At 61.7% G+C, this 19,594-nt stretch carries 17 protein-coding genes and 2 pseudogenes; 8 read left to right on the top strand and 11 right to left on the bottom strand.

The features are described from left to right. Positions 1-57: 57 nt before the first annotated feature. The 3 genes from PO883_RS22845 to fabI form a co-directional block, all read right to left on the bottom strand. Positions 58-1,305, bottom strand: a complete 1,248-nt coding sequence (locus PO883_RS22845) for an acetate/propionate family kinase (protein WP_289311790.1) — start codon at positions 1,303-1,305, stop codon at positions 58-60. After that, positions 1,302-2,717: a bifunctional enoyl-CoA hydratase/phosphate acetyltransferase gene (locus tag PO883_RS22840; protein ID WP_289311789.1), complete on the bottom strand. Its 1,416-nt coding sequence runs from the start codon at positions 2,715-2,717 to the stop codon at positions 1,302-1,304. The genes PO883_RS22845 and PO883_RS22840 overlap by 4 nt, the downstream gene beginning before the upstream one ends. A gap of 137 nt (positions 2,718-2,854) precedes the next feature. Continuing rightward, positions 2,855-3,628: an enoyl-ACP reductase FabI gene (gene fabI, locus PO883_RS22835; protein ID WP_289311788.1), complete on the bottom strand. Its 774-nt coding sequence runs from the start codon at positions 3,626-3,628 to the stop codon at positions 2,855-2,857. A 566-nt stretch (positions 3,629-4,194) separates the two neighbouring features. Here fabI and PO883_RS22830 point away from each other — a divergent pair. Continuing rightward, positions 4,195-4,362, top strand: coding sequence for a hypothetical protein (locus PO883_RS22830; RefSeq protein WP_289311787.1), 168 nt, complete (start codon positions 4,195-4,197; stop codon positions 4,360-4,362). A 133-nt stretch (positions 4,363-4,495) separates the two neighbouring features. Here PO883_RS22830 and PO883_RS22825 read toward each other — a convergent pair whose 3' ends face one another. From PO883_RS22825 to PO883_RS22800, 6 genes are all read right to left on the bottom strand, one after another. Continuing rightward, positions 4,496-4,927, bottom strand: coding sequence for a TerB family tellurite resistance protein (locus PO883_RS22825; protein WP_289311786.1), 432 nt, complete (start codon positions 4,925-4,927; stop codon positions 4,496-4,498). Between the two features lie 354 nt (positions 4,928-5,281). Next, positions 5,282-6,535: a putative Na+/H+ antiporter gene (locus PO883_RS22820; RefSeq protein WP_289311785.1), complete on the bottom strand. Its 1,254-nt coding sequence runs from the start codon at positions 6,533-6,535 to the stop codon at positions 5,282-5,284. Positions 6,536-6,593: 58 nt separating this feature from the next. Further along, positions 6,594-8,108 carry a PEP-utilizing enzyme gene (locus PO883_RS22815; protein WP_289311784.1) on the bottom strand — a complete coding sequence of 505 codons (1,515 nt, stop codon included), beginning with the start codon at positions 8,106-8,108 and terminating at the stop codon, positions 6,594-6,596. Further along, the gene (locus PO883_RS22810; protein WP_289311783.1) at positions 8,105-9,280 is read right to left on the bottom strand and encodes a PEP/pyruvate-binding domain-containing protein; all 1,176 of its coding nucleotides are present in this window, start codon (positions 9,278-9,280) and stop codon (positions 8,105-8,107) included. The genes PO883_RS22815 and PO883_RS22810 overlap by 4 nt, the downstream gene beginning before the upstream one ends. Before the next feature lie 217 nt (positions 9,281-9,497). Further along, the gene (locus PO883_RS22805) at positions 9,498-11,006 is read right to left on the bottom strand and encodes a SulP family inorganic anion transporter (protein ID WP_289311782.1); all 1,509 of its coding nucleotides are present in this window, start codon (positions 11,004-11,006) and stop codon (positions 9,498-9,500) included. Positions 11,007-11,397: 391 nt separating this feature from the next. Continuing rightward, positions 11,398-12,051, bottom strand: coding sequence for a hypothetical protein (locus PO883_RS22800; RefSeq protein WP_289311781.1), 654 nt, complete (start codon positions 12,049-12,051; stop codon positions 11,398-11,400). 39 nt (positions 12,052-12,090) lie between these two features. Between PO883_RS22800 and PO883_RS22795 the strand changes: the two are divergent. Together PO883_RS22795 and PO883_RS22790 are read left to right on the top strand one after the other, a co-directional pair. Continuing rightward, positions 12,091-12,531, top strand: a pseudogene (locus PO883_RS22795) (MFS transporter); the annotation flags it as partial. Positions 12,532-12,882: 351 nt separating this feature from the next. After that, entirely contained in the window at positions 12,883-13,512 is a 630-nt protein-coding gene (locus tag PO883_RS22790; RefSeq protein WP_289311780.1) for a hypothetical protein, read from the top strand. A 7-nt stretch (positions 13,513-13,519) separates the two neighbouring features. Here the strand turns inward: PO883_RS22790 and PO883_RS22785 are convergent, their stop codons facing one another. Further along, positions 13,520-13,795 (bottom strand): hypothetical protein, encoded by a 276-nt coding sequence (locus PO883_RS22785; RefSeq protein ID WP_289311779.1) that lies wholly within the window; start codon positions 13,793-13,795, stop codon positions 13,520-13,522. A 179-nt stretch (positions 13,796-13,974) separates the two neighbouring features. On the opposite strand from PO883_RS22785, the gene PO883_RS22780 reads away from it, so the two are divergent. Genes PO883_RS22780 through PO883_RS22760 form a run of 5 tightly spaced genes read left to right on the top strand, consistent with a single transcriptional unit; the run spans position 13,975 to position 19,012 of the window. Then, positions 13,975-14,640 carry an NUDIX hydrolase gene (locus tag PO883_RS22780; protein WP_289311778.1) on the top strand — a complete coding sequence of 222 codons (666 nt, stop codon included), beginning with the start codon at positions 13,975-13,977 and terminating at the stop codon, positions 14,638-14,640. Between the two features lie 25 nt (positions 14,641-14,665). After that, complete coding sequence (locus tag PO883_RS22775; RefSeq protein WP_289311777.1) at positions 14,666-15,643, top strand: SPFH domain-containing protein; 978 nt, start codon at positions 14,666-14,668, stop codon at positions 15,641-15,643. A 7-nt stretch (positions 15,644-15,650) separates the two neighbouring features. Continuing rightward, a complete protein-coding gene (locus PO883_RS22770; protein WP_289311776.1) occupies positions 15,651-16,607 on the top strand; it encodes a protein kinase family protein in 957 nt (318 codons plus the stop codon). An 18-nt stretch (positions 16,608-16,625) separates the two neighbouring features. Next, positions 16,626-17,603, top strand: a complete 978-nt coding sequence (locus PO883_RS22765; protein WP_289311775.1) for a VWA domain-containing protein — start codon at positions 16,626-16,628, stop codon at positions 17,601-17,603. An 8-nt stretch (positions 17,604-17,611) separates the two neighbouring features. Beyond that, positions 17,612-19,012, top strand: coding sequence for an adenylosuccinate synthetase (locus PO883_RS22760; protein WP_289311774.1), 1,401 nt, complete (start codon positions 17,612-17,614; stop codon positions 19,010-19,012). Here PO883_RS22760 and PO883_RS22755 read toward each other — a convergent pair. Next, positions 18,957-19,181 (bottom strand): annotated as a pseudogene (locus PO883_RS22755) (DUF4158 domain-containing protein); the annotation flags it as partial. The gene PO883_RS22760 and the pseudogene PO883_RS22755 overlap by 56 nt on opposite strands. Between the last annotated feature and the right edge of the window lie 413 nt (positions 19,182-19,594).

Here is a 19,594-nt window from a genome sequence, read left to right as displayed (position 1 = left end):
TACGATGCTACTAATGGTAGGCACCAGATCTTTTTTCTTCGGCGATAGGTTTCCTTGTCAAGCGGCGCCTGCCGCGATAGAGATTAGTGCAGTTGCGTGCCGCGCGGCGATCCACTCCTCGTTGGCCGGCTCGACGCCGACCTGGACCCGGCTGGCCGGCACCGAGATCAGGGGGCCGTGCGCGCGGTTGGCCGCTGGGTCAAGTTCGATGCCAAGAAAGCCCAGGTCGCCGCATATCCTGGCGCGCAGCTCATCGCTGTGTTCGCCCACGCCAGCGGTAAATATCAGCAGGTCGAGTCCTCCGAGCACAGCGACCAGGGCGCCGATCTCGCGCACGATGCGCCGCACATACAGTGCCAGCGCAGCGCGCACGCGTTCGCCCACGTCGTCGCTGCGCGTTTCGTTGGCCAGCAGCACCCGCGGTTCGGAAGACAGGCCGGACAGGCCAAGCAAGCCCGATTCGTGATACAGCAGACGGCCGACCTGGGCTGGTGTCAGCTTCTCCACCTCCATCAGGTACAGCAGCGCGCCAGGGTCGAGCGCGCCGGTGCGGGTCCCCATCATCAGCCCATCGAGCGCCGAGAATCCCATCGTTGTCGCAACGCTGCGCAGGCCCTGCATGGCGCACAGACTGGCGCCGCTACCTAAGTGGGCCACGATCACGCGCTCGCGCGCACAGGCCCCATGGCGCTCTGGCAGAATGAGCGACATGTATTCATACGAGAGCCCGTGGAAACCGTAGCGGCGCATGCCACGCTCCCACGCTGCATAAGGCAGCGGCAACATCTGCTCGACCTTGGGAAGTGTGTGATGGAAAGCGGTATCGAAGCTGGCGATCTGGGGTACCTCGGGGCTGCTCTCGAGCAGCGCCGCGATGGCGTCGAGCGCGAACGGCTGATGCAGCGGCGCCAGCGGGATCAAGGCCTTCAGATCAGCCAGAATGGCGGCATCGACGGCGACCGGTGCGAAATACTTGCTGCCGCCGTGAACGACACGATGGGCCACGGCGGCGAGGCGGCGCATCCCAAGGCGGCGCGCGACGCGCCCGCGAATATGTGCCAGCGCGGCATGGTAGGGCTGGTCGTGCCCCAGATCGACCGGCTCTGGCGCCACCCCCGTTTCGCCATACGTAGGTGCTGCGCCGCCAATGCCCTGCACCTTGCCATTCCAGGCCGGGGTGCGCGATAGCGGCGCCTGGCCTGCTTCGAACAGTGCGAACTTGATGCTCGAGGACCCGCAGTTGAGAACCAGGATCAGGTCACCTTCGGTGGGCGGGTGCCCGGCAACGGGGAGCGGGGCTGTCATGGTGGCGAAGTCCGATATCGGTGTGCCAGCAAGAGTGCGATGGCGCAGGATGCAATGCGGGTCTCGCGTGAATCGGCGCGGCTGGTCAGTACAATCGGCACCTTGGCGCCCAGCACAATGCCGGCGCTGGCCGCATCGCCCATGAACTCAAGCTGTTTGGCCAACATATTTCCGCTCTCGAGGTCGGGTACCACGAGGACGTCCGCATAACCGGCGACCTGCGAGACGATGCCCTTGACGCGCGCCGCGGCAATCGATACTGCATTGTCAAAAGCGAGGGGGCCATCGAGCAGCGCGCCGGTGATCTGGCCGCGCTCGGCCATTTTGCACAGGGCCGCCGCATCGAGCGTGGCAGGCATGGCGGGGCTGACCGTCTCGACCGCAGCGAGAATTGCCACGCGCGGCTCTGCCACGCCGATGGCATGCGCCAGGTCGATGGCGTTGCGCACGATATCGGCCTTGTCCTCGAGCGTGGGCGCAATGTTGATGGCGGCATCGGTGATGATGAACGGGCGCGGATAGGCCGGCGTCTGCATCAGGAAACAGTGGCTCAAGCGGCGCTTGGTGCGCAAGCCGGCCGCCGCATTTAATACCGCCCGCACCAGTTCGTCCGTGTGCAAGCTTCCCTTCATCAGTGCTTCCACCTCGCCCGTCCTAGCCATTTCGGCCGCCCGTGCGGCGGCGGCATGGCTGTGCGGCACATCCTCGATGGCGATTCCCGACAGGTCCAGGCCCGCTTCGGCGGCGACACCCTCGAGCCGTGCGCGGGGTGCGATCAGCACCGGCTCGATCAGGCCAGCGGCGCGCGCATCGAGCGCACCGGACAGGCTGAGCACATCGCACGGATGGACCACGGCCATCCGGATAGCCCCCAGCGGGCGCACCCGTTCGAGCAGCCGCTGCAGCCCCCCGCCCGTGGACAAGCGCACTTCGGGCAGGGTGGCGCTCACGCGCTCGATCTTTTCCGTCGGCGCCAGCACTGTGGCCTCGCCCTCGATCACGTCGATGCCGCGCTGATTGGTGCAGGTGCATGCCAGAGTCAGCACTTTCCTTGCTACGTCGCGCGTGGCGACGGTGACCCGGATGACCAGCGTGTCGCCCACCCGCACCGGGCCCAAGAACTTGAGGGTCTGCCCAAGGTAGACTGTTCCCGGACCCGGCAGCCGGGTGCCGAGCACAGCGGAGATCAAGGCCCCACCCCACATGCCGTGAGCGATAACGCCGTGAAAGCGGGTCGACGCTGCGAACTCGGAATCGAGGTGTTGCGGGTTGATGTCGCCCGACATCACGGCGAACAATTGGATGTCTTCGTGGGTCAGGGTGCGCTCGATGCTGGCGCTCTCGCCCACGGCAATTTCATCGAAGGTGCGGTTGCGGATGGTCTGAAGCTCGTCGTTGTTGGGTTGGCTCATGGCAATCTCCTCGGGGTGCATCGGAAGGCTCACGTGAACTGGCTCCTACGCAAGCATTCCAGCGACTATCCCGTTCAAGTCGGGCACAGAAAGCGTCGCTGTGCGCATACAGGGCATGTGGTTTGTTGTACCGGGTTTCAGCCCAGGATGTGATAGCCGGCGTCGACGTAAAGCGTGCTGCCCGTGATCGCCTTGGCCGCATCACTGGCAAGAAAGGTGCACAGCGCGCCGACTTCGCCGATGTCGGCCAAGCGCCGCAGCGGCGAGCGCTGCGCTGCCTGCGCCAGCAGCGCGTCGAAATTCAGGATACCGGAGGCCGCGCGAGTGGCAAGCGGGCCAGGCGAAACCGCGTTGACGCGGATGCGTCGGGGGCCCAGCTCGGCCGCCAGGTAGCGAACGCTGGCTTCGAGCGCCGCCTTCACCGGTCCCATCAGGCCATAGTCGGGGATCACTTCTTCGGCCCCGATATAGCTCATGGTTATCAGACTGCCGCCCTCCCTCATGAGAGGTTCGGCCAGCCGCGCCATGCGCGCAAAGGAGTGGCATGAAATATCCATCGCGCGCGCGAAGCCATCGCGCGAACTGTCGACCATGCGACCGTGCAGGTCGCTCTTGGGCGCGAACGCGATCGAGTGCACGAGGAAGTCGAGGCGCCCCCAGCGCGCACCGATCGCATCGAATACGGCCTCGAGCTGACCGGGTTGCTCCACGTCCAGGGCCAGTGCGATTCTAGCGTCCAGCTGGCGCGCCAATGGTTCGACGTGCGGACGAGCCTTGTCGTTAAACCAGGTAATGGCCAGTTCAGCACCGGCGTCGTGAAACGCCCGCGCGCAGCCCCATGCGATGCTTTGGTCATTCGCGATCCCGACGACCAAGCCTTTTTTGCCGCTCAATGAGAGTGCTTGTGTCAAATCTAATCCTCCAGTGCATCGACGCCTTTGCGAACTGTCACAGCGTGCCGAACAGGCCCAAACGGGACTGCAAGTAAGAGCGCGTCAAGTCGAATTTTCAGTTTAGCTACGCTGAATACTAACAGACCGGTAGCGTGCACCGTCTCCCGGTCTACCAGCGGTGCGTCGACAAGGTCCCGACGATCTATCCTGAGTGGCACGCGAGGAGAACGCCATAGACGCGCCAGCCCATCAACCCGTGAACTGCTGATCGATGGCATATAATCGTGGCGGGTACTCACACGCTGTTGTGTGTAGCAGGGATAGCGCGGTCGGGCCGCCACGCTATTTTCGCTCGCCTAAATGAATACATCTGGTACGGATAATCCCGTACTCTTCAATGCTGATCGTTCCGCTTCTGCCCACGTAGTGGGCGTCGAAGCGCATTCACTGCGGCCGATGAGGACCTTTGGGTCACGAGTCATTCCTGAGAGGAGCAATATGAAGAGTAATTTGCAATACATTTTCGATAAAATAACACGAATGGCAGCTCCGCAGAAGAGCGGAAGAAAATGGATAGGGTGGCCTTGATCGACCTTGCCATCGCCATTGGCGCTGCCGATTGCGGTGTGGCCATCACTGCGGAGAGGGCGGGCCTGGTTGCAGAAACCGTCATGGCAGCCCGCGCCAGCGGCGAAGCCGACGTACGCCGGCTTCGCGCTAGTTTGAACCCTGATCAACCCAAACAGCGTTAGCTAAGGCTTGAATGATCTTGGAAAGCGGCACGAAATGAGATGCGACGGGCCAATCATTATGGGGCTTGAGGTGCCGTGGAATGCTGGCAACCATGCGAGCGTGGCCCCACCCGTGCCGCAGAGAATCGCATAATTAACGCAGATTGGGCGTAGGAAGCGGATCGGCTATCTGGCCACTACCGTTAGCGCCTGCCTCTATTCCCCATGTGCTAGTTACCCGGAGAAGCAGCGCGATTTCGGCGTCGGCAAGATTTTCGTCGGCGTAGACCAATTGCCACATAGCCTTCCATAGACCTAGGCGTAAATCGGGTCGCACAATTTCCGCCAGCAACTGATCAATCATTTCCGTCTCAACCTTTACCAGGCCGTCAGGTGTTGTCGGGAGATCAGTGCACATCTCGTGAAGCACTTGGTCGAAAACATCCTCTTGAATACCCGCATAGTCAAGAATACCTAGTCGGTACGTGGCCGCAATCTCAAGCGGCGAGCCGCCACCGTCAATAATGACGCTCAAAGCTAGCAGTCGGGAAACAGCCTGCGGGCTATCGGATGGGTAGGAACGCATAGTTTTATCCTTGTTAGACATCGTCGAGAAAATATCTGCATCGGTGTCCGAGCAGCCGTGCTGTGATAGGGGAAAGATCGATAGACGGCCGATGGTTGGCCCGCGGCGCCGCCCGAGTGTCAACTATAGCGCGCGCCAAAAGATCGCACTGGAATCTTTCGGAAAGAAAAATCAGAAGCTGAACTTTATGCTTCCCATGCACATTAAACTTCTTAATCAGAAATGTCATTCGAAAAAAAGGTTCCCTCCCCCGGTAAGGAAGGGAACCCTGAAAAAGCCCATGAAGGCTCTGCTGAAACTGCTACTTTTCGTTCATGCTCACCGCAGAATGAAGCCAGGACTTTCGCTGCCGTTTTACAAGAGAAATAGCGCAAGCATGGCCACGATCGTCGGCGGTAGCGCGCCGAGTAGTAACCCGCCTACACCGATTGACTCATCGTTGAACCCGTCACGCAAAAGAGATACGCCCGCAGGATTGGGCGCATTGGCGATCACCGTCAGGCCACCACCGGCGACGGCGCCCGCCACCAGCATGTACTTGGCTTGGTCACTCATGCCCTCGATCAGTGAGCCAAGATAGGTAAGGGCGGCGTTGTCGGTGATTGCCGTGAGCGCCGTGGCGCCAAAGAAGAGTGCCGTCGGTTCCATCCCAGAGACAATCGACTGCAACCACCACTGCTGCATTCCCCCAAGAACTACCAGTCCTGCCAGGAAAAACCCAACTAGCAAGCCCTCCTTCAGAATCAGCGGGTTCTGGTACTGCTCGTACGCTTTGGTAAAGCCGATGAAGAACATGAACAGGCCCATGAAAATGACCGGATGGTGCGCGAACGCGACCACAGCCGCCAGAAACGCCAGGTGAAGCCCGCTAACCCATACCGGAATACGCGCAGGGAGTGGCGCGTCGCCGCTGTCATCCTTGATGTGGCGGCGCATGACGTAGGACACCGCTGTCGCATTGACCAGCACCGCAATCGCGGCCTTCCATCCAAAGTGAGTAGCCATGAACGTACTGTCCCAATTCCACGTCGACGCGACCATCAGCACTGGCGGCGCGGCAAAGGAAGTAAGTGTGCCGCCGATCGACACGTTCACGAACAGCACGCCCAATGCCCCATACTTCAGCCATTCGGGCATGCCCTGATCCTGGCGGAAGATCTGGGGACCGAGCATCAGCGCCGCCAGTGTCATCGCCGCAGGTTCGGTAATAAAGGATCCAATCAACGGCACGAGTGCAAGACCGAGCCAAACACGCACCAATGCCGTGCGCATTGGCGTCAGGCGTGCGAGCACAGCGATCAGTCCACGGATGGATTCGAGGACTGGTTTGGACGCGGCCACGACCATGATCACGAATACAAACAGCGGTTCAGTGTAGGTTCGGGTCTCGGCGTACTCGATTGCCTGGGCACCGCCGGAGACCATGGCCATGGCGAGGATTAGGACCAGGGCCCACAGTCCAAAGACGACTTCCACTTCCCCGAAGAAATGAAAAAGGCCCGCATGCCTTGGATACCTGTCAGCCAAACGTTCGAATGTCTTGGTCGCGAAGGTGTGAACCAGGGCCAGACCGAATAGAACAGCTGCAATGAGATTGATGTCGGTCATAAAATTTTGCATTGGAAATGAAAATTGAAAAGGGATAATCTGCTGTCGGGCCTGAACGTCACGCCGCAGCCATACATTCTTCCGTGATAAAGCGGACAACACCCGCACTGCCGTCAACCTCCACCAGTTGGCCATCATGGAAGCGAGTTAGTACGTCGGCAATGCCGGCGACACATGGCTTGCCATATTCGCGGGCAACGACAGCGCCATGCTGTAACACGCCGCCCACCTCCAGGATGACTGCAGCGGCATTGATGAACAGCGGCGTCCAGCCAGGATCGGTCGTAAAAGCGACGAGAATCTCCCCCGGATTGACGGCCTTCTCGTGCGGGTTATGCATCACTTTTACCTTTCCTCTCGCGATCCCCGGCGAGACCGACGTCCCTGCCAGCTCGCCCGGTGTTTCCGGACGCCGAGGTGGCCGCTGGATGCGGCCGCGCGAATCGATCAGCGATGGAAAGGTGCGGACATGCAACTTCAGCTGGTTAGCGAACCGAGTGCGCCGGTGGCTGCGCTGGCGAAGATCGACCGCCGGATCGCCACCGGCCTCGAACGGGTCAGAAAGCGCCAGGTCAAATACCTGCGCCGGCCGGCGGTCAATACGTCCACTCGCCATTAGCCTTTTACCCTCGACAAGGAGGCGATTGCGCGCGGCGTGCTGGTACATCAAATTGTGCTGTTTCGGCGTATCCCGGATGCCGCCGAACAACTCGATGAACTTGTTGGCGCGACGGAGTAAAATTCGCCTTGCCCAGCCAAAGCGTTCCGAAAGCGCGTCATACGCCTGTTGCCGCTGGCCGACCAACTCCTGGTGGCTAGCTTCGGGATTGAACCCGCCGCCGCTCCCCGCCACGAATGACATCTGTCGCAGCACCAACATCGGATCGTCTGCATAGTGGAGGTTAGCTAGATCCATCTCGCCCGGACCACGGCAGCCATAGTCGCGCATGAACTCATCCCAGGCGACTAGGAAGGCCGCAGGAAGTTGGCGCCGCTGAAGGTGAACACTCAGCAGTTCAAGATCATCGAAATCAGTGGCGTCCAGCATTTTGGCCATACGGTAAATGCGAATGCCCATGTCGACGACGAGATTGCCGCTGATGCCACGGGCTAGCTGTTCCGCCAATGCCATTTCTTCAGGATTCCCCTTGCGCGCCAGGCGTTTTACCATTTCCACTCCGAGTACCCCTATTCCGAGGGCAGGCATGTCGACGTCAATGATGTGTGCAATCGCTGGTGGGCCGTACCGCCGCTGGAATTCACTCAGCGACAGGGTGTCATCGAATGCGCCTGAATAATTCTGCTCGAACGCCTGTCTTTCGCGCAGGTAGAGCCGGTGCGTGTTCGCGGGGGCCAGTACGGAACGCAAAGCGCGCCACAGCGCGCGGCGCAAGCGCCAAAGTGCGCCTGGCAAGACACGGAGCGCCGGCCATATCCAGGCAGGTCGGCGCTCAGCGCGGTAGCGGAGCGGATCGATACCAGCCAGGATGTCTGCCATGATCTGATCTGTCGGGGCATTGCCTTTGGCCAACTGGGCCGGGCTGCTGAACCAAAGCAGATTTGACAGGTTCATGTACATCCTCGCCCCCCCAAGTACAGCAAACCAGCGGGGGATTTCACGTCAAGCCTGCCGTTTCCAGTGCAGTGCGCCAACATGAGGGCCATGTCGCCGGCAAGCCAGTCGAGCCCGATTGGCGAGATGGCTGCATTGCTGGTCATTCCTTTGGATAGAGCGATGTCCATATACAAGGCGCGCCGCGCGCCCGGCATGGTGACTATCTCAGCGGGAAGCGGAACATACGTCGTGATTGGGCGCGCCTGGAGAATAGACAGTTTTCCATTCGCGTAGCCCCATTCCATGTCCACGGGGTGACCATACATGGTCTCGAGTCCGCTAATGGCGGTGCTCAACTCCAACAACTGCGCCTCGGTCAGGCAGTACGCGCCGCGTTGAGGGTGAGGCGCTGTGGTTGTGCCTGTAGCTGCGGCTAGGACGACCGAAGCTTGTTTCGCGCCCAGCCGCCATTCGACCACTGTTCCCTTGACCTTATCTACGACAAAGTGGTCAGGCGACGCCGTGCCGGCAACGACGGACTCACCCAATCCCCAGTTGGCATCGATCACCGTCTCATCGTAATCATTGGTTAGAGGATTGACCGAGAAGCCGACACCCGCGACATCGCTGTCAATTTGTACCTGGATAATCAACGCAATGCTAAGTTGCTCCACATCCATGCATCGCGCAGCCTTATACGCGAAAACCCGGTGATCGAAGCACGCTGAAAAGCAGCGTCGTATCGCGGTCTTCAGCTCGCCCGGCGACCTTCCGAGCTCGGTCTCGTACAACCCCGCGAACGAAGCAGTTGCCGTATCTTCGTCCGGAGAGGAGGAGCGAACCGCGAACCGTTGCGAGGGGCCATGCTTTGCAAGGCGCTCTGAAAGTTCCTCCAAGGTCAGCAGTTGCAGATCGGAAAACGGCAGCTTGAGTGCGTCGGCCTTCATTGCGGCGCATAGCGCGGGCCACATCTCGCGTGTGCCGGTACGCCACGCGTCCCAAGAGGGGGAATGCTGGATGATGTCAAACCAAGGCTGGAAAAAACCAGTGGTTAAGATGAAACCGGATGGAATTCGTAGCCCAAAGGCTGTCATCTGCTGCAGTGACCGGGCCTTGGCGCCGATCACCTCGGTGGCAGCTAAATCATCAGCTTCTATGGGTAAGAGATTGTTGGTGCCAGATGAAATCATGTAGGCGAACGAAGATCGCGTGGCGGCCCGACCGACGCAATCCCTGCTACACACGACGTGTGAGCACCCAAGTAGATTATACCACCGCCCCGGTCTTCTGCCGTGGGGGCACGCGTCGCTTGTCCTGCGGCAAGGGCCAGTTCGAGATCGCGCACTCAGGCAGTGAAGTCTCGGAACTCATCGCCCCAGAGAGGGGCCTGCGGTATGCCGGCAGCTCTTATCCAAGCTTGTTGTCAGCGATATGGTAGTGTGGATCTTCGAACTCGTTGACCTCTACCATCCCTTTGGCGCTGTCGAGCAACTCCAGGCAGTCGGAGCTCAAATGCCGCAAGTGAAGCACTTTCCCTAGCTGCTGATAGCGTATGGCCAGCGCGTCGATAGCCTCGATCGCGGAATGGTCAACAACTTTGGACTTGCCGAATTCAATGACGACATGTTGCGGGTCATCGTTTGGAGAGAATAGCTCTGTGAAATTTGCTGCTGAGGCGAAGAACAGACTGCCTTCTAACTCGTACACTTTCCAGCCAGCGGCATCAATGCGCGTCCGAACGGAGATGTTTTTTGCATGCTGCCATGCGAATACCAGCGCCGCGAAAATGACGCCACATATCACGGCGATAGCAAGATCCGTAAAGACAGTAATGACTGTCACGCCGATAACGATGATGGCATCCTGGCGTGGAATTTTGCGCAAGGATTGCAGGCTGCTCCACTCGAATGTCTTTTCGGCCACCACAAACATCAATCCAACCAATGCAGCTACGGGGATCATTTCGATCCAGCGCGCCAGGAACAGGATGAAACCCAACAAGAAAAGTGCGGCCACAACGCCAGACAGGCGGTGGCGTGCACCGTTGTTAATATTGATCATGCTTTGACCGATCATGGCGCAGCCACCCATGCTGGCGAAAAAACCGGCGACCACATTCGCCGCACCCTGGGCCAGCGACTCCTTGTTCGGCCGTCCGCGAGTGCCTGTGATCTCATCGACCAGGTTCAGCGTCAGCAGCGATTCGATCAGACCAATGGCAGCAAGAATGAGCGAGAAGGGCGCGATGATGTAGAACGTCTCGAGCGTGAACGGGACCTGAGGAACATGAAACGCGGGGAGACCTCCAGCAATTGACCCCATGTCGCCGACCGTCTTGGTCTCCAGACCGGTGCCGGCGACGATGCCGGCTACTACCAATATTGCCACCAGCGCCGAAGGCACGGCCGTGGTGAGCTTCGGAAGCAAATAAATGATCGCCATGGTGACGGCAATCAGGCCGCCCATGACCAGCCACTGCGCGCCGCTCATCCAGGCTCCGTCCGTCTTGAAATGACCGAACTGGGCAAGGAAGATCACGATCGCCAGTCCGTTGACGAAACCGAGCATGACAGAATACGGCACCATGCGGATGAACTTGCCCAGTTTCAGCGCACCGAAGAGCAGCTGGAACACGCCCATCAGCACGACACTGGCAAACAGGTACTCCGCACCGTGCTGCACCACCAAGCTCACCATCACTACCGCAAGGGCGCCGGTAGCGCCGGAAATCATGCCCGGACGTCCGCCGAACAATGCTGTAATCAGGCAAATGAAGAATGCCGCATACAAACCGGTCAAAGGGCTCACATGGGCAATCAGAGCGAATGCAATCGCCTCGGGCACCAAGGCCAGGGCGACAGTAATCCCGCTCAAGAATTCAGTCTTGAGGGCGAGTGCATTGATATTTTTTGACAAAACGAATCTCCGAGAACGCGCGCGTACGAACTGCTACCAGCAGGTAGGATGAGGTACTGCGGCAATAGTATGGACGAGCAGAGACGCTCAAAGTGCAATACGGGGAACGGCGGAGTGCGGAGAGCTACATCGGTGAATCTCGGAGGGCAGCTGGACAAGGCCGTATTGTCGTACAAATAGTGTTATTTGTCAGCAATCCTTCGTATCGGCTCGCTCGGAAACGCAAGCACCGCCCTGTCCGTCGCCCTGCCGGAGGAAAGCTGAGGTGCAGCCGGAATATAGCCAGAAATAACACATGAGCCCACAATGAGAAGTCACTCTCTTATATCAATTCGCGACACCGTGTTCCCAAACGGGACTAATGTGCCGGCGCGCTGTCTTACTGCGCGGATCAGGATTTGGTCGGGGATACCGGTTTGCCAGGCGCTTTGTGCTCCCAGCTCGCCAGATGGGCGCGCAGTTCGCTGGAGACTTCGTGCTGCGACGCCAACGTCGCTTGCGCCGCCGCGAGCGCCAGTTCGAGCTCGCGGACCATGGCCGCGTATGCCTCGGCGCTCTTCGCAGCGCCTTGCGCACCCTCTGCCAGTTCTTGCGTGCGTGCCTCCGCAGCCGCGAGCTGGACTGCCTGTACCTTGGCCTGCTGCGCAGTATCTTGCAGCATGGAGATCTGCTGGGCAAGCTGCTGCCCCAGCGACTGCTGGTCATACAGCGCCTTCTGCGCGTGGGACAGGTCCGCGACCAGGCGCGCGCCTTCCTGGTTCAGCCGGGTAATATCGTCCTGCTTGACCACCAGGCTTTGTTGCAACTGGCGTGCCTCGGCCTGCAGTTGCTGGACTTGCTGCTCGTGCCGGCGCTGGTCCTGGTCGCGCTGCTCCTTGACCGACTGGCGATAGTGGTCCAGAGCCTCGCGAGCATGCGTGTGCTTCTCTTCAAGCGACTGGCGGTGTTCGTCGTTCTCGACTAGTCTATCCTTGAGGTCGACCACCTTCTGCTCTGCCGTGTGGCGCGCGATCGACTCGTTGTGCAGGGCCGTGCGTGTGTGCATGTGCGCTGACTTTTCCTGCCGCGCGTCTGCATCGGCTTGCTGGTGATGGTTGCAATGAATCTGATTTACGCCATGTCGGCGTATCCGTTTGGAAAGCTCTCGGACCGAATGAGCCACACTAAGCTGCTTGCGCTGGGCCTTATCGTTTTGATCGCCGCCGACATGGTTTTAGCTACCAATGACCATTGGGCTGTCGTTTTAGCTGGAGTCGCGCTATGGGGCGTACACATGGGGATCACGCAGGGCTTGTTGGCGACGATGGTGGCAGATACGGCACCGGCCGATTTGCGCGGAACAGCCTACGGAGTGTTCAACCTGATGAGCGGCATCGCCATGCTGGTCGCAAGCGTCGTGGCAGGGTTGTTCTGGGATCGTTTTGGCGCCTCTTCCACTTTTCATGCTGGGGCCTTCTTCTGCGTGGTGGCCCTCATCGGACTGAGCATGTATCGTTCTGCCTTTTTTTCCAACAAAACTGATTAGAATTTTCTGTAAATTCAATGGCTTACAATGAATATTGCGGAATTTTACGCGAATCCCGGCCGGCCCTCGGTTAGCCGCTTGCTCAAGCAAGGCATCCGCGTGAGGGGCCGATAGAAGCCGAATCTGAAACGGAATTTCTTGACGAACTATTTTTCCAGAATCCCGTGCTCTCCCCTCATTGCCGGATGCCTGACTCCGAGACACGGCACTGTGGGCTGGAATCGCGTACCGTTCGCGCAGTTTTCCCAGTGCACCTGAGGCTTCGAGATGCTTGATGCCGTTGGCCAGGACGCGCAGCCAGGTCGCGCTGCGGCTGTCTTCGCGCGCGAAGCCGATTGTCAAGGGCAGTGATTGCTTCAAGCATCCGGCTTGTCTAAGCTGCGCGGTCACACCCAGCTTGCGTGCTTGAAGGCCGACGACGGCTTCGTGCTCGAGCATGACCAAAAAGCGTCCGGCAAGCATTTTTTGCAGATTGGTCGTACCGGCCTTGGCGCCATGGGAAAAGTCGAGCGCATGGCGGTCTGCGCGCCTGGCCACGATATAGGCGTCCATGGCCCCGTCGTCATAACCGTAGTCGGCGATGACGCCGACGCTAATGCCTGCGAGCGAGCGCTGGTCGCGATAGGCCCATTTCTCGTTCGCGCGAGTATAGAAGCAGGCCCTGGAGTAGGCGATTGGTGCGCTCAGGCGCAACCTGTCGTCGACCGGTGGAGCGTAGACGCCTTCGATATCGCCGGTGCGCGTTTCGCGCATGGCCCGGTTCAGCGGCATCAGGATCGGCTCGACCAGATAGCCGGCGGCGCCCATCGCCTGCAACGTGGCATCCACGAGATAGCCACCGGTGAGTTTTCCGTCCGTCGCACAGACAAACGGACACCAGTCGTCCGACGCCATACGGATCGCGCCGCTGGCGGCGGCAGGTACGGGAAGTATCAGCACCGCGACCAGGCTGAAACAGAAGGCGGTGTCGCACACAAATGACATGGTCTCACTTCACTCGGGGATACGGTAAGGATTGCTTCGTGTCGGCGCTGGCGCCGACCAGGTTGGCAGCAAGGCCCGCACCGACTTTTCTCGCCATGGCTAGCCGGCTTCCCCCTGCGGCCATGTCTGGCCGGACCGCTTCGGCCATCTTGAAAACGCCGACCTCCCGCATCAGCTTACCAGCCTGTTCCCAGGCGGCGCAAGCTTTGCGCGAAACCGGCAAGCTATTCAACAACGGCATGCTGCGATACTTGCCGCCCATCTTGCAGCTAATTGCCATTCAGAATAGCGGCGCGCCAGTGCGCCAGGAAAGATTCGCTCGATTAAGTCGCACTTTGAAACTAATTTGGAAATTTCTCTGGTTAGTCGAGCCGCATGAAAAATAGATTGCGGTTTCATTTTGAAACTAAGTACAATGCGAACATGTCAACTCAATCGAACCTTCCACAGGAGTCCAGCGTGAATGACGTCATCTGCACCGTCGACACGGTCCTGCTCACCCTTGGCGACGAGGGCTTGGCGGTCGCCCTGCTCAAGCGCGAACGCGAGCCGTACAAGGCTGTCGCCGCCCTGCCCGGCGGCTACATCCACACCGACAAGGACCGCCATGGCTTCGACGCCGCCCTGCGCGTGCTCAAGACCAAGACCGGCATCGACGTGCCCTATCTGGAACAACTGGCCGCCTTTTCCGGTGCGGCGCGCGATCCGCGCGGCTGGTCGCTGTCGCTCGCCTATTACGCGCTGGTGCCGCACGCCGTCATCGCCGCGGCGGGCCATCCGGGCGTGAAGCTGGTCGCCGTCGACCGGCTGCCGCCCCTGCCCTTCGACCACGCCACGATCATTGCGGCGGCGCTCGAGCGGCTGCGCAGCAAGAGCCAGTACTCCTCGCTGCCCTGCTTCCTGGTCGGTGAACTGTTCACGCTGCCGCAGTTGCAGCGCGTGTATGAAGCGCTGATGGGCGAGCCGCTGAACAAGGTGAGCTTTCGCCGCAAGATGGCCGAACTGGACGTGCTGGAAGCGGCCGAGGGACAGATGGATGCGTCCAGTCCCAGCCGCCCGGCGCAGTTGTACCGGCTGCGCCCGCAATTTCGCGACCGCCCCGGGCTGCTCAAGCGCGGCCTTTGACCAATCAAGCAAGGAGAACACGAGCATGGCCATTATCGACAGGGTGAAGTGGGACGGCGGCCCAAGCCAGCTGGCATGGAAATACCCCTCGCAGGAACTTTCGACGATGACGCAGCTGATCGTCAACGAGTCGCAGGTCGCCTTCGTGGTGCGCGACGGCGTGTACGAAGGGCCGTTCGGCGCCGGCCGCCACACACTCTCGACCGGCAACATCCCCTTGCTGCGCAAGCTGGTGGGCCTGCCGTTCGGCGGCCAGTCGCCGTTTTCGGCCGAAGTCTGGTTCGTGAACCTGGCCACCACGCTCGACGTACGCTGGGGCACGCCGGACCCGATCCAGCTGCAAGACCCGAAATTCGGCATCATGGTGCCGGTACGCGCCTTCGGCCAGTACGCCATCGAAGTGGCCGATCCCAAGCTGTTTTTGATGAAACTGGTCGGCACCGCGCGCAGCATGGATGCGGCCACCCTGGCCGAGTTCTTCCGCGCCATGAACACCACGCGTATCAAGAGTGCGATTGCCGGCGCGATCAGCGCCAGCGGCGTGTCGGTGCTGGAGATCTCGACCCGGCTCGATGCGCTCTCCTCCACCATCGGTGAGGCGCTGGCCGGCGAGGTTGCCCAGTATGGCGTGGCGCTGACGCAGTTCAGCATTGAATCGATCAACGTGCCCGAGACCGACAGCGCGGTCCAGAAACTCAAGGCGGCCCTGGCGCGGCGCGCCGAAATGAACATCATCGGCTTCGACTACCAGGAAGAACGCCGTTTCGACGTACTGCAAGCGGCCGCGCGCAATGAAGGCAGCGCCGGGACGGTGCTCGGCGCCGGCATGGGCGTCGCCCTGGGCAGCACGCTGAGCGCGAGCGTCGGCCAGATGGCGCGAGCGATCGCGCCCGACGCGCCGGCCCAGCGCATGGCACTGCTGCGCGACCTGGCTGCACTGCGCGAGCAGAACATCCTGACCGACGCCGAATTCGACGCCGAGAAAAAACGCATCCTGGCATGACGTCGACATGACTCCGCTCACCCTGCTTTGTCCTCAGTGCGGCAGCCCGCTGCCCCGGCAAGCGCTGTGGCGCATCGTCACCTGCACGTATTGCGGGGCGGACGTCACGCGCAGCGAAGACCTGGTGCGCGCCGCCGATTTTCATGAAGCCTACCTGCGTTCGCGAGGTTGCGACAGCGCGGCGGACATCGCCTGCGGCGGCCAGCGCTACAAGACCATCGCCCACCTGGGCGCCGGCGGCAGCGCAAGCCTGGCGCTGGCCGAACGCAGCGGCGCCATGCCACGGCGCGTGGTGCTGAAAATCGCTCACGCCGGTGCGCCCGGCGGGCAGCTGGCGCGCGAAAAAGCGATTCTCGACCAGTTGCAGGCGGACGACGTGCCCGGCGCCGCCTATTTCACCCAGCGCCTGCCGCAAGCGGTGGCCGTGGGCAGCAGCGCCAGCCCGGACGGCCAGCAGCGCGAGGTGCTGGTGCTGCGCCACCCCACGGGATTCTGGGGCAGCCTGGCCGACGTGCGGCTTGCGTATGGCCGCGCGATCGATGCCCGCCACGCGGTGTGGATGTGGCGCCGCGTGCTCGAAGTGCTGGCCTATGTCCATGCCGGCGGCTGGAGCCACGGCCGGCTGGCGCCCGAGCACTTGCTGGTGCATCCGGCCGATCACGGGGTGTTGATCATCGGCTGGTCCGGCGCGCGCCGCAGCCGGCACGATGGCGGCGCTCAAGGGCGCGACCTGATGCAGCTGGCCTGGGCGATGCGGGCCATGCTGGCGGACGCACCCGGCGAGCATGCCATGTCGCGCGCCACGCCGGTACCGCTGGCGCGCCTGCTGGAACGCGCCAGCCTTGATCCCGCCTGGTGCGCTTCGCTGGGCGCGGAAGGCATGCGCCAGGCGGTCGGCCGCGCGGCGAAAGAGGCGTTCGGTCCGGCCAGATTCATTGACTTCAATCCCACCCCGTCCAACTAGACAAACAAAGGAACTATCATGGGTCAAGGTAATTACTCCCACGCTGCCCACGCAGCACTGGTCGCCGACCGCGCGTCGGCATCCCGCAGCGAAGTGTTCACCCAGCGCGGCTGCCACCCGCTGATGAACCCCAACGGCTTGAAAATCCGCGAGTCGCGCGACAGCGACGACCATCCCAATTCGCTGGGCATCGTGTTCGCGCTCGACGTCACCGGGTCGATGGGCGATATTCCGCAAAGCCTGGCAACCAAAGAGCTGCCGACCTTCATGTCCCTGCTCAACGCGGTCGGCGTCGCCGATCCGCAACTGCTGTTCATGGCCATCGGCGACGCCACGTCCGACCGTGCGCCACTGCAGGTCGGCCAGTTCGAATCGACCGCGGAGCTGATGGACCAGTGGCTCACGTGGAGTTACCTGGAAGGCGGCGGTGGCGGCAGCGGCGAAGAGAGCTACGAGCTGGCCTTCTATATGGTGGCGCAGCATACCGACATGGATTGCTGGGTCAAGCGGCGCAAGAAGGGCTACCTGTTCATCACGGGCGACGAGCTGCCTTATCCGGCGGTTTCGCGCCACCAGATCGGCAGCCTGGTGGGCGACACGCTCGATGCGGACGTGCCAATTGCCGAAGCCATCGCGGCGGCCGCCGAAACGTATCACGTGTTTTTCCTGATTCCTGACCTGGGGCGGCGCGGCCGCTGCGAAAAGCGCTGGCGCGACCTGCTGGGCGATCATGTCATTTGCATGGAGGAGCCGGGCGATGCCTGCGCGGTGGCGGCCGCCATCGTCGGCCTGACCGAGCGCGCCATTCCCGACATGGATGCGCTGGTGGCTACACTGGGCGCCAACGCCATCGCGCCGCAGCGCGTGTCGGCCATCGTGCGCGCCCTGCGTCCGTATGCCGACCTGCTCGATCCGAATGCGGCCGCGCGCGTACACGTTCCCGCAGCGGGCACGCCGGCAGTCCCGTCGGCGTGGTGGAAGCGCATGTTCGCGTAAGGATGGCCATGTCTTCGACCCGTCTGGTGTCCCTGCTGGGGCTTGGCTTTGGCGATTGCGGCAAGGGCTTGTTCACCGATTACCTGTGCCGGCACTGGGGCGCGCATACGGTGGTGCGCTTTAACGGCGGCGCCCAGGCCGGCCACAATGTGGTGCTGCCCGATGGCCGGCATCATACCTTCGCACAGTTCGGCGCGGGCAGCTTCGTGCCGGGCGTGGCTACCTTGCTGGCGTACCCGGTGATCGTGCATCCGACCGCGCTGCTGGTGGAAGACGCCTACCTGCGCCGCGCCGGGGTCGATGATGCCCTTGCGCGCATCCTGATCGATGGCCGCTGCCGCGTCACCACGCCGTTTCACCAGGCGGCGGGACGCATGCGCGAGTTGCAGCGCGGGGTGGCGGCGCACGGCAGCTGCGGAGTCGGCGTGGGCGAGACGGCCGGCCATGGCATCGATCATCCTGATCAGATCCTGCATTATGCGGACCTGATGCACCCGGCGGTGGCACTGGCAAAGCTGGAATCGATGCGCCGCACGCTGCGCGCCGCTTTCCGGCCGCGTTGCGCGGAGCTGGCCAACCAGGATGCGTACGCCGCCGAACTGGCGGTACTGGACAACGCCAGCATGGCCGCGCGCTGGCTCGAGCGCGTGGCGGAGCTGACGCGCCAGGTGCCGCCGGCCTCGCATGCGCAGGTGGCGCAGCGGCTGCACCTGCCGGGCTGCGTGCTGTTCGAGGGTGCGCAGGGCGTGCTGCTCGATGAGTGGCGCGGCTTTCACCCGCATACGACGTGGAGCAGCATCCATCCGGCGTCGGTGCAGGCGGTGGCCACGGACGCGGGCCAGCACGCGCGCATCGAACACCTGGGCATCCTGCGTTCGTACATGACGCGCCACGGCAACGGGCCGCTGCCCACGCACGACGCGCGGCTCGATCACCTGCCCGAGCCGCACAATGCGTCCGACGGCTGGCAGGGGCGCTTCCGGCGCGGCCACCCCGATGCGCTGCTGCTGCGCTACGCGCTACAGGTGGCGGGGCCGCTCGACGGCTTGCTGGTCAGTCATCTCGACGTATTCGAGCGCGAACGCGCGCTGCGCTGGTGCAGCGGCTACGAGGCCGATGCGGTAGCCGATGGTTTGTGTGTGCGCGACCCGGATTCGGGGCGAATCAGCGCGATCCTGCCCGGCGCCCCGCACGATCTGGCGCACCAGGAGCGGCTGGGACACTTGCTGGCGCGCGCCACCCCGCACTATGCGGGCGAGCCCGTGGCCGATGCCGCGTCGTTCGTGGCGCAGTTGGAAGCGCTGACCGGATTGCCGGTCCTGCTGGGATCGCATGGACCAACACACGCGACGGTCAGCAAGCCAGACCTGTTGGGGGCGTCTCAGAAAACGGAAAAAATCGTACGCTAAGCTGGGTCGCCTCAGAAGCCAGATCATCCAAGGCACGGACGATTTTTCGGAAACTGGACAAGCCGAACGGCACCATGCCCAAGTAGGTGCGCAATTCAAGCAGATGCTCGCGCCGGGTTTCCTCGCGCACGGCCTACTGTGGCCAACACGCAGGATCGATGCGAATTTGGGGTTTGAGGTGCAGTGGAACGTAAAACGCGGTTAAGCCATTTGGGCCAGTCCTCGCAACGGCGGGCAAGATGAACATAAGCATGCTTGGCGCGGTTTTTGAATTCGAACGCGACCTATTGATCGAGCGCACCAAGGCCAGTATCGTACCTCACGCGCCGAAGGGACGGTTTTGGGTCGTCCGTCAGCGCTGACAAAAGCGCAGCGAGGCGATGCAGTGGGCCATCTCGCGGGCCGGGAGTCTATCGCCAAGGTGGCCTGATTTTGGCACGACGCGTCAGCCATCATGCGGATGCGGACAAGACATGTGTCAGTGAGTGCCACCAAGTCCTGACATTTGCGCAGCTGCCCTCTGACAATGGCAGCTATCGCGTCGGCATCTATGAACACAATACTGGCCAGGACCTTAACGCA

It is taken from the genome of Massilia sp. DJPM01, assembly GCF_030348125.1.
Classification (GTDB): Bacteria; Pseudomonadota; Gammaproteobacteria; order Burkholderiales; family Burkholderiaceae_D; genus Telluria_A; species Telluria_A frigida.
Note: the sequence above shows the minus strand (reverse complement) of the source record. Positions and strands in the feature narration are given on the sequence as shown.

What these genes read in the sequence shown, in the direction of transcription:
- PO883_RS22845 (WP_289311790.1), bottom strand. Translation starts at nt 1,305, where the DNA reads ATGACAGCCCCGCTCCCCGTTGCCGGGCACCCGCCCACCGAAGGTGAC.
- PO883_RS22840 (WP_289311789.1), bottom strand. Translation starts at nt 2,717, where the DNA reads ATGAGCCAACCCAACAACGACGAGCTTCAGACCATCCGCAACCGCACC.
- PO883_RS22825 (WP_289311786.1), bottom strand. Translation starts at nt 4,927, where the DNA reads ATGCGTTCCTACCCATCCGATAGCCCGCAGGCTGTTTCCCGACTGCTA.
- PO883_RS22820 (WP_289311785.1), bottom strand. Translation starts at nt 6,535, where the DNA reads ATGACCGACATCAATCTCATTGCAGCTGTTCTATTCGGTCTGGCCCTG.
- PO883_RS22815 (WP_289311784.1), bottom strand. Translation starts at nt 8,108, where the DNA reads ATGAACCTGTCAAATCTGCTTTGGTTCAGCAGCCCGGCCCAGTTGGCC.
- PO883_RS22810 (WP_289311783.1), bottom strand. Translation starts at nt 9,280, where the DNA reads ATGATTTCATCTGGCACCAACAATCTCTTACCCATAGAAGCTGATGAT.
- PO883_RS22800 (WP_289311781.1), bottom strand. Translation starts at nt 12,051, where the DNA reads ATGCACACACGCACGGCCCTGCACAACGAGTCGATCGCGCGCCACACG.
- PO883_RS22785 (WP_289311779.1), bottom strand. Translation starts at nt 13,795, where the DNA reads ATGGCAATTAGCTGCAAGATGGGCGGCAAGTATCGCAGCATGCCGTTG.
- PO883_RS22775 (WP_289311777.1), top strand. Translation starts at nt 14,666, where the DNA reads ATGGCCATTATCGACAGGGTGAAGTGGGACGGCGGCCCAAGCCAGCTG.
- PO883_RS22770 (WP_289311776.1), top strand. Translation starts at nt 15,651, where the DNA reads ATGACTCCGCTCACCCTGCTTTGTCCTCAGTGCGGCAGCCCGCTGCCC.
- PO883_RS22765 (WP_289311775.1), top strand. Translation starts at nt 16,626, where the DNA reads ATGGGTCAAGGTAATTACTCCCACGCTGCCCACGCAGCACTGGTCGCC.
- PO883_RS22760 (WP_289311774.1), top strand. Translation starts at nt 17,612, where the DNA reads ATGTCTTCGACCCGTCTGGTGTCCCTGCTGGGGCTTGGCTTTGGCGAT.